12 protein-coding genes and 1 pseudogene are annotated in these 13,813 nt (G+C 65.4%); 4 read left to right on the top strand and 9 right to left on the bottom strand.

Features of this window, described 5'->3' with window-relative positions; all coding sequences use genetic code 11:
* The 7 genes and pseudogenes from EOA38_RS12560 to EOA38_RS12530 all read right to left on the bottom strand — a co-directional run.
* A pseudogene (locus EOA38_RS12560) lies at window positions 1-205 on the bottom strand (hypothetical protein); the annotation flags it as partial.
* Between the two features lie 8 nt (window positions 206-213).
* A complete protein-coding gene (locus EOA38_RS12555) occupies window positions 214-753 on the bottom strand; it encodes a rod-binding protein (RefSeq protein WP_126095773.1) in 540 nt (179 codons plus the stop codon).
* Between the two features lie 236 nt (window positions 754-989).
* Window positions 990-2,516, bottom strand: coding sequence for an FAD-dependent oxidoreductase (locus EOA38_RS12550; RefSeq protein ID WP_127299342.1), 1,527 nt, complete (start codon window positions 2,514-2,516; stop codon window positions 990-992).
* Window positions 2,517-2,690: 174 nt separating this feature from the next.
* The gene (locus EOA38_RS12545) at window positions 2,691-3,074 is read right to left on the bottom strand and encodes a hypothetical protein (protein ID WP_126092165.1); all 384 of its coding nucleotides are present in this window, start codon (window positions 3,072-3,074) and stop codon (window positions 2,691-2,693) included.
* Between the two features lie 4 nt (window positions 3,075-3,078).
* Window positions 3,079-3,831: a flagellar biosynthetic protein FliR gene (gene fliR, locus EOA38_RS12540; protein WP_127299341.1), complete on the bottom strand. Its 753-nt coding sequence runs from the start codon at window positions 3,829-3,831 to the stop codon at window positions 3,079-3,081.
* A complete protein-coding gene (flhA, locus tag EOA38_RS12535) occupies window positions 3,828-5,915 on the bottom strand; it encodes a flagellar biosynthesis protein FlhA (protein ID WP_126092167.1) in 2,088 nt (695 codons plus the stop codon). Before flhA ends, fliR begins: the two co-directional genes overlap by 4 nt.
* Window positions 5,916-6,003: 88 nt before the next feature.
* Window positions 6,004-6,483 carry a MarR family transcriptional regulator gene (locus tag EOA38_RS12530; protein ID WP_127299340.1) on the bottom strand — a complete coding sequence of 160 codons (480 nt, stop codon included), beginning with the start codon at window positions 6,481-6,483 and terminating at the stop codon, window positions 6,004-6,006.
* Between the two features lie 62 nt (window positions 6,484-6,545).
* Here EOA38_RS12530 and EOA38_RS12525 point away from each other — a divergent pair, with 62 nt between their 5' ends.
* The 4 genes from EOA38_RS12525 (at window position 6,546) to EOA38_RS12510 (ending at window position 11,203) form a co-directional block, all read left to right on the top strand.
* The gene (locus tag EOA38_RS12525; protein ID WP_127299339.1) at window positions 6,546-7,271 is read left to right on the top strand and encodes an NAD(P)-dependent oxidoreductase; all 726 of its coding nucleotides are present in this window, start codon (window positions 6,546-6,548) and stop codon (window positions 7,269-7,271) included.
* 166 nt (window positions 7,272-7,437) lie between these two features.
* Entirely contained in the window at window positions 7,438-9,219 is a 1,782-nt protein-coding gene (locus tag EOA38_RS12520) for a chloride channel protein (protein WP_127299338.1), read from the top strand.
* Between the two features lie 123 nt (window positions 9,220-9,342).
* Window positions 9,343-10,728 carry an FAD-binding oxidoreductase gene (locus tag EOA38_RS12515; RefSeq protein WP_127299337.1) on the top strand — a complete coding sequence of 462 codons (1,386 nt, stop codon included), beginning with the start codon at window positions 9,343-9,345 and terminating at the stop codon, window positions 10,726-10,728.
* 103 nt (window positions 10,729-10,831) lie between these two features.
* On the top strand, window positions 10,832-11,203 hold the full coding sequence (locus EOA38_RS12510; RefSeq protein WP_127299336.1) for a cupin domain-containing protein: 372 nt from the start codon (window positions 10,832-10,834) through the stop codon (window positions 11,201-11,203).
* 35 nt (window positions 11,204-11,238) lie between these two features.
* Here the strand turns inward: EOA38_RS12510 and EOA38_RS12505 are convergent, their stop codons facing one another.
* Window positions 11,239-12,882 (bottom strand): MFS transporter, encoded by a 1,644-nt coding sequence (locus tag EOA38_RS12505; RefSeq protein ID WP_127299335.1) that lies wholly within the window; start codon window positions 12,880-12,882, stop codon window positions 11,239-11,241.
* Between the two features lie 162 nt (window positions 12,883-13,044).
* On the bottom strand, window positions 13,045-13,813 hold a 769-nt coding region (locus EOA38_RS12500), incomplete at its 5' end, for an asparagine synthase C-terminal domain-containing protein (protein ID WP_145965952.1).

Genomic DNA, 13,813 nt, shown 5'->3' with positions numbered 1-13,813 from the left:
GCTCGTAGAGATAGCGGCTCTTGCGGGCATTCGAGGCCTTGAGGTTGTAACCGGTTCCGCTGCGGATACCCGCCGTTTCCTCGTCCACCGCTTCTTCGATACGGCCGATGATGGCTGCGAGGTTGCCGGGCCGCGCAGGCGCGATCGACGCTTCCGTGGCGGTGGTCCGTGCAGGCAGGTTGGAAAAATCCGTTTGGTCGGCCATGTAAATCCCTAGATCTTGATGTCTGTTTTTTTGGTCGTGTCGTCGCCGGTCATCGACCGGGCGGCCTTGCGCTCAAGCTCCTCGATCATCGAGGTCGAAAGCCTGGTCTGCCGGTCGATCTCGACCTTCTCCGGTCCGCCCCCAACGGGCCCGACCGGCACCTTGTGCTTGCCGTCCAGATAGTGGTCGGCGAGCATTGATTTGGCGATGCCGATGCCGCCGTGCGCGGCCATGACATCGGCCACCTTTTCGGCAAGCTGCGACTTCCACATGTCGCCGGCCAGGCCCTTGCCATAAACGCCTTCGGTGTCCTTTGGCATCATGTTCTGGATGAAAGTCGTCAGCACCATCGCCTCGAAGCGCTGGAATTTTTTCGCCGGGTTCGCCGCTTCGGCTTTGTCGGCTGTTGCGCGTGAGAGCACGGAACCAGCATCGACAGTGGTTGCCGGATCGACGGAGAACGTGCCCGGGGCGCCACCGGTACGCCTCGCAAGCGCGGCACGCGCCGCCTCGACATCGGCCGGCTCCGCTGCGCGGGCGACGTCCATAACGATGTCGCTGGGTGGTGAGATGGCCAAGAAAGCACTGCCTTTTTGTCGGGTTTTGTTAGTTGCACAATGACCCAACAAGCTTGTGGCAGGCTTACCTGGGGATTTGGCCAGAGGACCGGATTGCCGAAGTGGATCGTTCGTCCGCCGGGCGCCAGGGCACGGATTTCCGCCGTTGGCGTCAAAGTCCAGCGTCTCGACACTGCTCGAACGCTTTCCAGCAGTCGAACGCGTGATCAAGCCATGGAAACCTCGCAGGCCAGAGCCTGCACGTCACGACCGATGGCGGCAACGGCGATAATCTTGCCGCCCTTCTTGTAGCCGACCAGACAATCGCGATCGGCGATGCTCCCATCGATCTCGACGGAGTCCCACGACCGGGCGTAGCCGACATAGCGGATCGATACGTCGTAGTGTGCGCTCCAGAAGAACGGAACGCTCGAGAAGGGTTGCCGAAGGCCGAGCATGTTTAGCGCCGCAATCTGCCCCTGGCGTTCCGCCACGACCCAGTGCTCGACGCGCCGCGACTCAGACGTCTTCAAGTCAAGCCATTGAGCAACGTCGCCAGCAGCGAATATGCCGGCCACGCTTGTCTCGAGGAATTCGTTCACGAGCACACCCTGGTCGACGGCGATGCCCGCATCGGCGGCCAGCGAGACGCGCGGCTTCACGCCGACGCCGACGACGACAAGATCGGCATCGATCACTTGGCCGTCGCTCAACGCGACGGTCCGGGTGGTTATCCGTTCGGCCGTCGCGCCCAGATGGAAAACGACGCCATGCTCTTCGTGCAGCGAGCGGATGAATGCGCCGAGTTCCGGTCCAAGGACTGCTTCAAGCGGATAGGCCTCCGGTGCGACAACGTGGACCGCGAGGCCACGCTTGCGAAGGGCTGCCGCCACCTCCAGTCCGATGAACCCCGCGCCGAGCAAGACCGCCGTCTTCGAGCTTTGAGCGTGCTCGATGATAGCGCGGCTGTCGGCCAGCGACCGCAATGTGAAGACGTGGTCGCGATCGGTGCCGGCAAGCGGCAGGCGAATCGGCTCAGCCCCCGTCGCCAGCAGAAGGCGGTCGAACGGAAAGACCCGACCGTCGCCGGCAATCACCGCCCGACCGTCGACGTCGATACGCTCACACGTCGTCTGCAACTGGAGGTCGATCTTGGTGCGGGCGTAGAATTTTGGGCCGCGCAGCGGAATCCACGCCTCGGGCGCCGTCCCGGCAAGATAGTCCTTGGACAGGTTGGGGCGGTCGTAAGGTGCGTCATCGTCCGAACTGAGCATGGTGATTTCGCCGGCGAACTGGCCGCGGCGCAGCATTTCGGCTGCCGCGAACCCGGCGGCACCGCCACCCACAATGACGATGCGCTCCTGTTGGCCTGCCGCATCCGGCTGCGATGACGATGCGGCCTCCTTGTCTGCCGGAACCTTGCCGGTCACGAAGATGCGATCGCCCCGGCGCTCCACGCTCCATCGCTGCAGCGGGTCGAAGGCGGGCGCGGCGAGCGCCTCGCCGGTACGGAGATTGAAGCAGGCGTGGTGCCAGGGACATCGAACCGTGTCGTCGACCACGATCCCCTGGGCCAGCGGCCCACCGTAGTGGGTGCACTTGCCTGCGACCGCCAGCACTTCCTCGCCGACACGCGCCAGAAGCACCGGCTCCTCGCCGACATGGCCCCCAAGCAGCACGCTCTCGCCAAACGCTGCAATCGGCACTCCGACCGTGAAGTCGGGGCCTAGATCAGGATTTTTCTGCGCGGTCATTGGTGACCCTCCTTCGGAAGGTTTGCCGACGATCCATCCATTCGGGTGTCGGACCCAGAATTGACGCCGCGGCGGCCAAAAGGTTCCTGAGATTGATGGCCGGCGCCATCGTTGTCGCATGACCGCGCAACGCCCGCGGACATCAACATCGGGTCTGGCGAGGAATTCTGGACGCTATTCGTCGCGCCGCTTCTGCGCGATCAGGTCGAGCCGCTCGCGGTCCGAGCGCTCGCGCTCGTCGCGGCGGCGCACGTCCTTGTAGGCGCGTTCGACCATGTTGGTGCGGGCGGTTGCCCTGGCGATCAGCGCCGCCTCCTGCCGGGCATTCTCGAGGCTCTGTTCCTTCCGGCCGAGCGCAGCGGCGATGCGGCGATGGTAAAGCGCCGGGAACAGACCGGCCAGCGAGCTGTCGGTGTCGAAATGCTCGATGAGTTCCCTCGCTTCCGATTCCGCCGCCGCGGCCGCGGAGAGAAAACCGGCATGGCGGGTCTCGTGCAGCGCCTTCAACTGCTCCTGTACCTTGACCAGCTTCTTCAGGCGGTCCTTGCGCGAGGTCATCGGGTTATCTCGCCAGCGTCAGGTCGACAAAGCCGTCGACGAACAGCGACAGCAAGGTGCCGACGGCGAAGTAGAAGATGATCATCCCGCCGGCGATGACGAAGGGCAGCGAGATGAAATAGACCGGGATCTGCGGCGTCAGCTTGTTGACGAAGCCGATCGTCAAATTGACCAGGATGGCATAGGCGACGAAGGGGCTGCCGAGGCGGAGGACCAGGAAGAACGCGTCCGACACCGTGTCGGTGACGTCGACGAGCGCCGCCTGCGGGTTGAAGAACACGTTGACCGGCGCGACCGTGTAGGAAGCGACCAGCGCGCGCACGATCTCATGGTCGAAATCGAAGACGAACAGCAGAAGCAGCGCCGAGAACGAGATGATGGCGGCAAGTGCTGCCTGCGGCTCAGGCTCCTCGATCGCCGGTCCGCCGGAGCCGCCATAGCCGATCAGCATGGCGATGGCCGAACCCATGAAGCGCAGCGCTTCCATATAGAGCCTGGTCATGGCGCCGATCAGCCCGCCGACCAGAAGCTCGGAGACGATCATCGGCGCCAAGACCTGCGGGCGCGGATCGACGAACGGGTAGATTTTATCCCAGAGGAAGGCGAGCAGGCCGCCGGTGGCCGCAATCGACACGAACAGCCGGACCTGGAGAGGCACGCGGGTGCTGGAGATGCCGGGCATCAGCATGAAGCAGGCGCCGATGCGGCAGAAGGCGAGGAAGGCGGCGATGACGACGCCTTGCGAGAGCGCGTTCACGAGATCGTTCCGAGCACCTTGATCTCGACGCCCTTGGCGATCTCGACATGGGAGAGAACGGGAAGCGTCGTGAACAGCCGCTCGATGATCATGCGCACATAGGGGCGCGCGTCGGGCGCGGTGACGAGGACAAAGCGTTCGCCGGCTTCGAGATGCTTGCGGATCGCCTTGGTCGCGTCCTGGCCGAATTCCTCGAGCTGGCGCGGATCGATGTCGAACTCGCGCACCTCGCCCTTGGCGTCGCGCTTGAGGCTTTGATGGAAAGCAAGGTCCCAGCGGTTGCCGAGGCGCAGCACCTTGAGCATGCCGCCTTCGGAAAGATCGCCGCAGATCTGCTGCGCCATGCGTATGCGCACATGCTCGACGATCTGCTCTGTGCGGCGCACATGCGGCGCGATCTCGGCGATGGCCTCGATGATCAGGTGCAGGTTGCGGATCGAGACGCGCTCGGCGAGCAGAAGCTTCAGCACCGCCTGCAGGCCGGGATAGGAGATGTGCGAGGTGCAGATTTCGTCGGCTAGCTTGCGGTATTCGGGGTCCAGCCGCTCGAGCAGCGCCTTCATGTCCTTGTAGGAAAGAAGCTGCGGCAGGTTGTTGCGGATGACCTCCGAGAGATGGGTGAGCAGCACCGACATGTTGTCGGCGAAGGTGTAGTTCTCGCGCTTCAGGTCCTCGGCGAAGGTCTCGAGCACCGAATAGGCGCGCATGCCGAAAGCCGGCTCGCGGATCTCCTCGCCCGGGATATCGGGCACGCCGCGCGTGCCGAGCAGCACCATGATTTCGCCGACGCGCATCTGGTATTCGGCAACGACCGTGCCGTGGACCTTGATCTGGTAGCTCTTGGGCGGGATGGCGAAGTCGTCGGTGACGCGCACTTCCGGCACGACGAAGCCGTATTGCTGCGCGAATTTCTTTCGCATCTTCGACATGCGGAACACCAGTTCCTGATGCGCCACCAGCAGCCGGGTCGAGAGCTGCTTGCCGATCAGCAGCTCGATCTCGGCTGTGGCCAGGGACGCCTTGACCGAGTTCTTCTCCTCCTCGACCTTGTTCGCCTTTTCCTGGTTCTTCTGCGCCTCGGCCGCGGCCAGCGCCCGGTTGTGACGCAACGGGATGACGTAGCCGAGCCCGGCCATGGCGCCGGCCAGCGCAAAGAACGGGAACAGCGGCAGGCCGGGCATCAGGCCAAGGATGACGAGCAGCGAGGCCGCGACATAGAGCGCGCGCGGATGGGCGCCGAGCTGGCCGAACACCGCCTGGTTGGCCGAACCGCGGGTGCCGCCCTTGGAGACCAGCATGCCGGCGGCGAGCGAGACGATGAGGGCCGGGATCTGGGTGACGAGCCCGTCGCCGACCGACAGCTTGATGAAGACGTCGGCCGCCTGGCCGAGGCCCATGCCGTGGCGCAGATAGCCGATGGCGATGCCGCCGACGATGTTGATGGCGGTGATGATGAGGCCAGCGATCGCGTCGCCGCGCACGAATTTCGAGGCACCGTCCATCGAGCCGAAGAAGGAGGATTCCTCCTCCAGCTCGCGGCGGCGGAGCTGCGCGGTCTTCTCGTCGATCATGCCGGCGGAGAGATCGGCGTCGATCGACATCTGCTTGCCGGGGATGGCGTCGAGGGTGAAGCGCGCGCCGACCTCGGCGATGCGGGTGGCGCCCTTGGTGATGACGATGAAGTTCACCACGATCAGGATCATGAAGACGATGAGGCCGATGACGAAGTCGCTCGACATCACCAGCTTCGAGAAGCCGGAGATGACATAGCCGGCGGCATGCGTGCCCTCATTGCCGTGCGACAGGATCATGCGCGTCGTGGCGATGTTGAGCGACAGCCGCAGCATCGTGGCGATGAGCAGCACGGTCGGGAAGGAGGAAAAATCCAGCGGCCGCTGGATCCAGAGCGCCACCATCAGGATCAGCACCGAGAGCGCGATCGAGAAGGCAAGGCCGATGTCGATGAGGAACGCCGGGATCGGCAGGAACAGCACCGCCAGGATGACGACGATGCCGAGCGCGAAGAAGACGTCGCGGCCGTTCTTGCCCACCACGCCGGACGGGATTGTTTCGCTGATCGCCATGTCGTCCTCGAATCCATACCTGCCCAGCACAAAGGCTGGCCCCCGACCGTAGCCGGCCAAGCTTGCGCGAGGGTGGGAGAGGGGCGGTTTACAGCTGCGCCGCGTCCGCGGTGGCGACGACGACGAGCCAGTGCCGGACGGCGCGTTCCTCGTGAGCGGATAGCCCGACCGTCAGTTCGCTTTCGAGCCGCTGCACACGTTCACGACATTTCTTCAGCAAGGCGCGGCCGCTGTCGCTGAGGTCGAGATGCTGGATGCGCCCGTGCACCGCATGCGGCTTGCGCACGAGCGATCCGGCCTTTTCCAGATTGGCGACGATCACGCTTACCGTCTGCGGCGTGAGCACCGCGAGCCGGGCGAGATCGGCATTGGAGATGCCGGGATAGGCCGACAGCATGGTCAGCGTCGCAAACTGCGGCTGCGTCACGCCGAATTCGCCCAGCGCCCGCTCGACCCGCAGCCTGTAGGCGCCTGCCGCCTGTCGCAGCAGATAGCCGAGATAGCCTTTCTCGCCGCGCTTGCCTTCGCCGGGAGCGGGGATGGCCGAGGACGCTTTCTGCTTGCGCATGATGTCAGAGCTCTTATACGTTGTTCGAACTCTGATATTATCGCGAGATGGAGCGGAAGACGATGGGCTATCGGATCTTTCTTGCCGGCGCTTCCGGCGCGATCGGCCGCCGCCTGGTTCCGCAGCTGCTGGAGGCAGGCCATCAGGTGACGGCGAGCACGCGCCGCGCTGCAAAGGCCGCGGAGCTGCGCGCAATCGGCGCCGATGCGGTGGTGGTCGATGTATTCGATGCCGGCGGTTTGCGTGCCGCCGTCGCAGCGGCGAGGCCCGAGATCGTCATCCATCAGCTCACCGACCTGCCGCCTGGGCTCGATCCCGCCCTGATGGGCGAGGCGATCATCGCAAATGCGCGCGTTCGCGACGAGGGGACCCGAAATCTGGTCGACGCGGCGCAGGCGGCCGGCGCCAGGCGCCTGATCGCGCAGAGCATTGCCTGGGTCTATGCGCCCGGACCCGAGCCGCACGCCGAAACCGATCCGCTCGACAGCGGCGCTGAGGGCGGCCGCGGCATCAGTGTCGGCGGCGTCATCGCGCTCGAACGGCGGGTTCTCGAAGCGCCCATGACCGGCATCGTGCTGCGCTATGGCCATCTTTACGGGCCGGGCACGGGAGCGGAGACCGCTGCCGATCCGGCCGTGCATGTCGATGCCGCAGCCTACGCTGCGCTGCTTTCCATCGAGCGCGGTTCGCAGGGCGCGTTCAACGTCGCGGAGCCGAACGGCCATATCACGACCGACAAGGCGGTCCACGAACTCGGCTGGCGCGCCGACTTCCGCTTGGCTGTGTGACGGAACCTTCGAACTCGCTGCGACAGGCGATGGGTTTACTACATCACTAATCGGCGCAGCGCCAAAATGGCGCCATAAGCGGTCGGCATTGCGGTTGTCACGCAATGCCGCCGCGCGTATCACGCACGGCAGCTTTCCACCCTCCGCATACCGGCGAGCCTCTCCGTTGCCTGCCAGAAACGAACCGCAAGTCTACGCCCGCCGGCTTCGGGCGGTGCTGATCAATTCGATCCCCGTGCTCGAGGCGCGCGGCATCGTCATCGTGCTGATGGCGGGCCTCGTCGGCATGATCGCGGGCGCGCTGGTCACCGGCATGAGCGAGCTGGTGCAAAGCATGCATTGGCTGCTCTTCGACGTGCAGCCGGGCGGCCGGCTTTCGGCGATGTTTTCGCTGGCCAATCCGGTGCAGGCGATGTTTCCGGCGATGGGTGGCCTGCTGCTCGGCCTCTCGGTGATCTGGCTGAGAAGGCGGAAGTTCCGCACCCCAGTCGACCCGATCGAGGCCAATGCGCTCTATGGCGGGCGCATGTCGCTCACCGATACCTTCATCATCGTCGGCCAGACCATGATCTCCAGCGGCTTCGGCGCTTCGGTCGGTTTGGAAGCCGGCTATACGCAGATCGGCTCCGGCATCGCCTCGCGGCTGGCCCGTGCCTTCCGGCTCCGCCGCAACGACGTGCGCATTCTGGTCGGCTGCGGCGCCGCCGGCGCCATCGCGGCCGCCTTCGACGCACCGCTGACCGGCGCCTTTTACGGCTTCGAGCTGGTCATCGGTATCTATTCGGTCGCCAATGTCGCGCCGGTGATGACGGCGGCGATCGCGGCCTCGCTGACGGCCGAAGTGTTCGGCGGCGTGCCGTTCCCGCTGGAACTCGCGGGTTTGCCGACGCTGACCGCCGGCCAGTATGTGCCGTTCCTCCTGCTGGGACTCCTCGGCGGGGCGGCGTCCATCGCGATCATGCATCTGGTGAGCATTGTCGAGCGCATCTTCGTGCGGCTGGCGATCGACGCTTCGGCCAGGCCTTTCGTCGGCGGCGTCGTTGTCGGGCTGCTCGGGCTGGTCACGCCGCAGGTGCTTTCCAGCGGGCATGGCGCACTGCATCGCGAGTTCGCCATGAACTACGCGCTTCCCGTGGTGGCCAGCGTTTTCGTGCTGAAGCTCGCCGCCTCGGCGATTTCGCTCGGCTCCGGGTTCCGTGGCGGCCTGTTCTTTGCTTCGCTGTTCCTGGGCGCACTGCTCGGCAAGCTCTTTGCCGGCGTCATGGCGCTCGCCGCGCCATCGACAGGCATCGATCCGGCAGTCGCCGCCGTCGTCGGCATGACCTCTCTCGCCGTCGGCGTCGTCGGCGGCCCGCTGACGATGACTTTCCTGGCGCTGGAGTCCACCCGCGACCTCACGCTTACCGGTGTGGTGCTGGCGGCTTCGATCATGTCGGCGATCCTGGTGCGCGAGACTTTCGGCTACTCCTTCTCGACCTGGCGCTTCCACCTGCGCGGCGAAACGATCCGCAGCGCCCACGATGTCGGCTGGATGCGCAGCCTCAATGTCGGCTCGATGATGCGCAAGGACGTCCGCACCATCGATGCCGCGACGACTCTGGCCGAATTCCGCAAGGAAATCCCGCTCGGTTCCGCCCAGCGCGTCATCGCCGTCGGAGAGGGCAAGCACTATGCCGGCGTCCTGCTCGTTCCCGAGTTGCACAGCGATCTTTCCGACGGCGCCACGCCGGTGCAGGCGCTGGCCCAGTTCAAGGATGCGGTGCTGGTGCCGTCGATGAACGTGCAATCCGCCGCCGAGACCTTCCAGCGCGCAGGCGCTGAAGAGCTGGCTGTCGTCGAGGATTTCGACGACCGCATCGTTCTCGGCCTTTTGACTGAAAGCCATCTGATGCGGCGCTACGCCGAGGAGCTCGACAAGGCGCGGCGAGATCTCTCGGGTGAGGGGTAGGCGAACTTTTTCTCAAGCCAGCCCGGCGAGCGAGTGGGGAATTTTGCTGCGCTGGCGACGACGCCAGGCTTGTGGCAAAGACGCGACGGAGACCTGATCGGCACTTCTCCCAGGAACCATCCCATGCAAGTCAAGCGCAACGGCGACATCTCGTTCTGGTATGCGGATCTGGGCGCGGTTCCCTCCCCGCGTCCGCCTTTGCCCGGCGACATCGAAGCCGACGTCGCGATCGTCGGCGCCGGCTATACCGGGCTCTGGACCGCCTATTATCTGAAGAAGGCGAAACCCTTGCTCCGCATCGTGCTCGTCGAGCGCGAGTTCGCCGGCTTCGGCGCCTCGGGGCGCAATGGTGGCTGGCTGTCGGGCGGCTTCGGCTGGTCGCGCGAGAAATATCTCAAGACCTCGACCCGGCAAGGCGTGAGCGCCATGCAGAAGGCGATGGCGGGCTGCGTCGACGAAGTCATCCGGGTGGCGACGGCGGAAGGTATCGACGCCGATATCCGCCGCGCCGACAATCTGACGGTCGCCACCAATCCGGCGCAGCTCGAGCGCGTGCGCGAGGAATGCGAGACGATCCGCTCCTGGGATGCCGACCCCAACCGCATCGAGCCGCTCGATGCCGCCGCGACACGCGCGCGCATCAACATCAAAAATGTCATGGGCGGCTTCGTCATCCACGGCCAGGCGCGTGTGCAGCCGGCCAAGCTGGTGCGCGGACTGGCGCAGGCGGTCGAGCGGCTCGGCGTGCCGATCTACGAAAAGACCACAGTGACGTCCATCGCCAAGGGCAGCGTGACCACCGACCGAGGCACGGTGCGGGCCGAAACCGTCATCCGCGCGACCGAAGGGTTCACCGCCGGCATTCCGGGGGAAGAGCGGACCTGGCTGGCGCTCAACAGCGCGCAGATCGCCACCGAGCCGCTGTCGCTGGAGCTCTGGCGCGAGATCGGCTGGGAAGGGCATGAGCTGCTCGGCAACGCGGCGCATGCCTATTGCTATGCCCAGCGCACGCGCGAGGGGCGCATCACCATGGGCGGCCGCGGCGTGCCTTATCGCTACGGCTCGCGCACCGACGTCAACGGCCAGACGCAGCAGGCGACGATCGACCAGTTGCACACGATCCTGACGACGCTGTTGCCGCAGACGGCGGGGTGCCGCATCGACCACGCGTGGTGCGGCGTGCTCGGCGTGCCGCGCGACTGGTGCACGACGGTCGGCCTCGATCCCAAGACGCGTATCGGTTGGGCCGGCGGCTATGTCGGGCTCGGCGTCTCGAGCTCCAACCTGTCGGGGCGCACGCTTGCCGACCTGATCCTCGGCGACGAGACCGATCTTACACGGTTGCCTTGGGTCAACCGCAAGGTCCGGCCATGGGAGCCGGAACCGTTCCGCTGGCTCGGCGTCCAATCTATGTACCAGCTCTACCGCATCGCCGACCAACGCGAGGCGGCGGGGCTCGCGCATACTTCGAAGCTTGCCGCCTTGGCCGACAGCATCACTGGCCACTAGAGCGGTCCGGCGTTTCATAGAACCGCTGAACCTCTAACTATTTGTTTTTTAAGCAATTCCGGGCGGAAAACCGCTGCACACTTTTCCTGGAATTGCTCTAGTCATGGAGACCACCAGCTTGATCGACCTTTCGACTTTCCACGACCTCGCCAAGGCCGATATCGGCGCGTTCTCGCCCAAGCCGACATCCATCGAAGGCAATCAGGTCGAAGCCGTGCGCTCCTTCTTCCAGTCGCCGGACGGGACCATCGACATCGGCATATGGGAGTGCACGCCCGGTCGCTTCAGCGCCGATCGCTCAGGCTCGTCGGAAATCTGCCACATCATCTCGGGCCGGGCCGCAGTCAGCCGCGCCGATGGCGAGATACGCGAGCTCGGTCCGGGCGACCTTCTCGTCCTGCCGCAAGGTTGGAAGGGCGAATGGCTGGTCCGCGAGACGACGCGCAAGCTCTACATGATGCAGAGCGCCGGCTGATCGAAAGGCAGATCTTTCGAGCCGAAAGACGCGGATTAGTGATCGATCGGCCCCCTTGGTGAGACGAGCGCCGTGCCGGCGGTGGTCGGGCGTTCGATCATGCGGCGCACGCGCGGCGGGTTCTCGCCGCTGTGGAGCGCGCGGATGCGTTCGCCGACCACGGCATCGGCATAGGTGGCGCGCCTGTTGTGGCGGATGTACTCGACCCAGGTCGGCGTGTGGTAGTGCTCGATCCAGATGCCTGGATTTTCGAGATCGCGCGCGAGCGTCCAGTTGCGGGCGCCGTCGCGGCGGCGGATGCGCCCGCGCTCGGCCATGGTGGCGAGGAACTCCGGCACGTCCTCCTCGCGGATGATGTATTCGATCATGATGGCGATCGGTCCGCTGCGCGGCTTCAGGTCGAGCGACAGCATCGGCTCCTTGAACCGGTTGAGGGGGTCGAGGTTGAGAACCGTCTGCTTCGGCAACGGCAGGAACAAGCCGATGGCGCCACCCGCCAGCATGGCGACGGCGGCCGCCATCAATGCGGTCTCGGCGCCATGGGCGTCGGCGACGACGCCCCAGATCCAGCTCCCCAGCGCAATGCCGCCGAAGGTCGCCGTCTGGTAGATCGACAGCACGCGGCCGACCACCCAGCGCGGCGTCGACATCTGTACCGTGACGTTGAAATGCGACAGGGCGATCACCCAGCAGGCGCCGCCGATGAGCAGGCCCGCCGATGTCTGCCAGGCATTGTGGCTGACCGCTGCGTTGAGGGCGCAGAGCGCAAAGCCGGCGAAGGCGGCGCGCACCATCGTCTCGCTGGAGAGCAACTGCCTCAGCCGCATGCTGATCAGCGCGCCGCCGACCGCGCCGATGCCGAAGGCGCCGAGCATGATGCCATAGGTCAAGGCGTCGCCCTTGACGACGTCGCGCGCCACCAGAGGCAGGAGCGCCAGCACCGCGCCGGCGCTGAAGCCGAAAGCAAAACCCCGGACCAGCACCTTGGCGATGTTGGGCGACATGGCGACGTAGCGCAGGCCGGCGCCCATCGCGGCGCCGAGCGCCTCGCGCGGCAGGGTCGGCGCCGGCATTTCCGGCTTCCAGCGGAACAGCACGATAATCAGCCCGATATAACTGATGGCGTTGGCGGCGAAGGCGGCGGCCGCACCCGCGGCGGCAACGATGACGCCGCCGATCGCCGGGCCGACGCTGCGTGTGATGTTGAAGCCCATCGAGTTGAGCGCGATCGCCGCCGGTACCTTGGCGCGCGGCACCATGTCGCCGACCGAGGCCTGCCATGACGGGCTGTTCAGCGCCGTGCCGCTGTCGATCAGGAAAGTGAAGGCAAGCAGCGTCCATGGCGTCATCCAGCCGAACCAGGTGAACACCGTCAGCAGCGCCGAGACGACCAGCATGAATGTCTGCGCCACCAGCATGACCTTGCGGCGGTTGAAGCTGTCGGCGATGGCGCCGGCAATGAGCGCGAACAGCATGATCGGCAGCGTGGTCGAGGCCTGGACCAGCGCTACCTGGTAGGACGAGGTGGCGATCGTGGTCATCATCCAGGCGGCGCCGACGCCCTGGATCAGGCCACCGAAATTCGACACCAGACTGGCCGACCAGACGGCGCGGAAGATGCTGTGCCGGAACGGCGCCAGCGCCGAGACGCGTTCGCTTTCCGGCTCGTCGTCGATCATGGTCGCTATTCCGCCTTCATCTGCCGCCTCGCGCTTGCCGCGGGCCAGGGTCGCGCCGGCGACTCGCCAAAAGGATCGCGGCCCAACAACAGGAAGGCAAAGGCGAAAATGCGTCGGCGAAGCTTTAAGCCAAGCATCTTGCCGGTCTGGACCAACCCTTGCCTATTTCGCGCCCCTGGTCTCGGCGTGCAGCGCCTCGGTGAGGCTGCCTGCGGTCTCGCCGCCCAAATACAGTCTCAGCAGCATCTCCATGCCGACGAGGCGCAGTCTCGACGATTCTTCGCTCCCGGCCATGTCGATGAGGTCGTCCAGCTCCGATGCCGACCATTTCATGGCGTCGCGCAGGAAGCCGCCGCGCAGCAGCCCCTGCGTGCCGGCCGAAAAGGCGCCGGACATCTCGAAGCCATTCTTTGCCGCATGGATGTTTTCACGCGGCAGATAACCTTCGGCGACCTTCTTCAGCAGCCATTTGCCGGTCCTGTTGCGATATTTGTGCCGTCTCGGCAGATGCATCGCGAAATCGATCAGCCGGTTCTCCAGAAAGGGAACGCGCAGTTCGACCGAAGCGGCCATGCTGAGGCGGTCATGCCGGTGCAGCAGGTCCTGCAGATGAGAATAGAGATCGTAGAGGCAGCTTGCCAGGAAGGCGCGGTCGCAGTCCGGGCTGACGCCATCCAGCCGATCGAACAGCTTGGTTTGCAGGAAGTTCAGTTCCGGCGAGAGCGCACGCAGCACGATGTTGCGGTCCCAGGGCGATCCCCGGCCGATCGAATTGCGGAACGGGGCGCGACGAAGCCGCGCAAATTTCCGGTCCCGGGCGGCCTTCGGGCGAAACAGGCGTCGCAGCCATGACTGACGCCAAAGCCTGATGGTCGACGCCTGCCATTTATAGCCGCCGAACAGCTCGTCCGAACCTTCGCCGGTGAGCAGC

This window comes from Mesorhizobium sp. M1E.F.Ca.ET.041.01.1.1 (genome assembly GCF_003997355.1).
Classification (GTDB): Bacteria; Pseudomonadota; Alphaproteobacteria; order Rhizobiales; family Rhizobiaceae; genus Mesorhizobium.
This window is presented reverse-complemented; position numbering and strand designations above follow the sequence as displayed.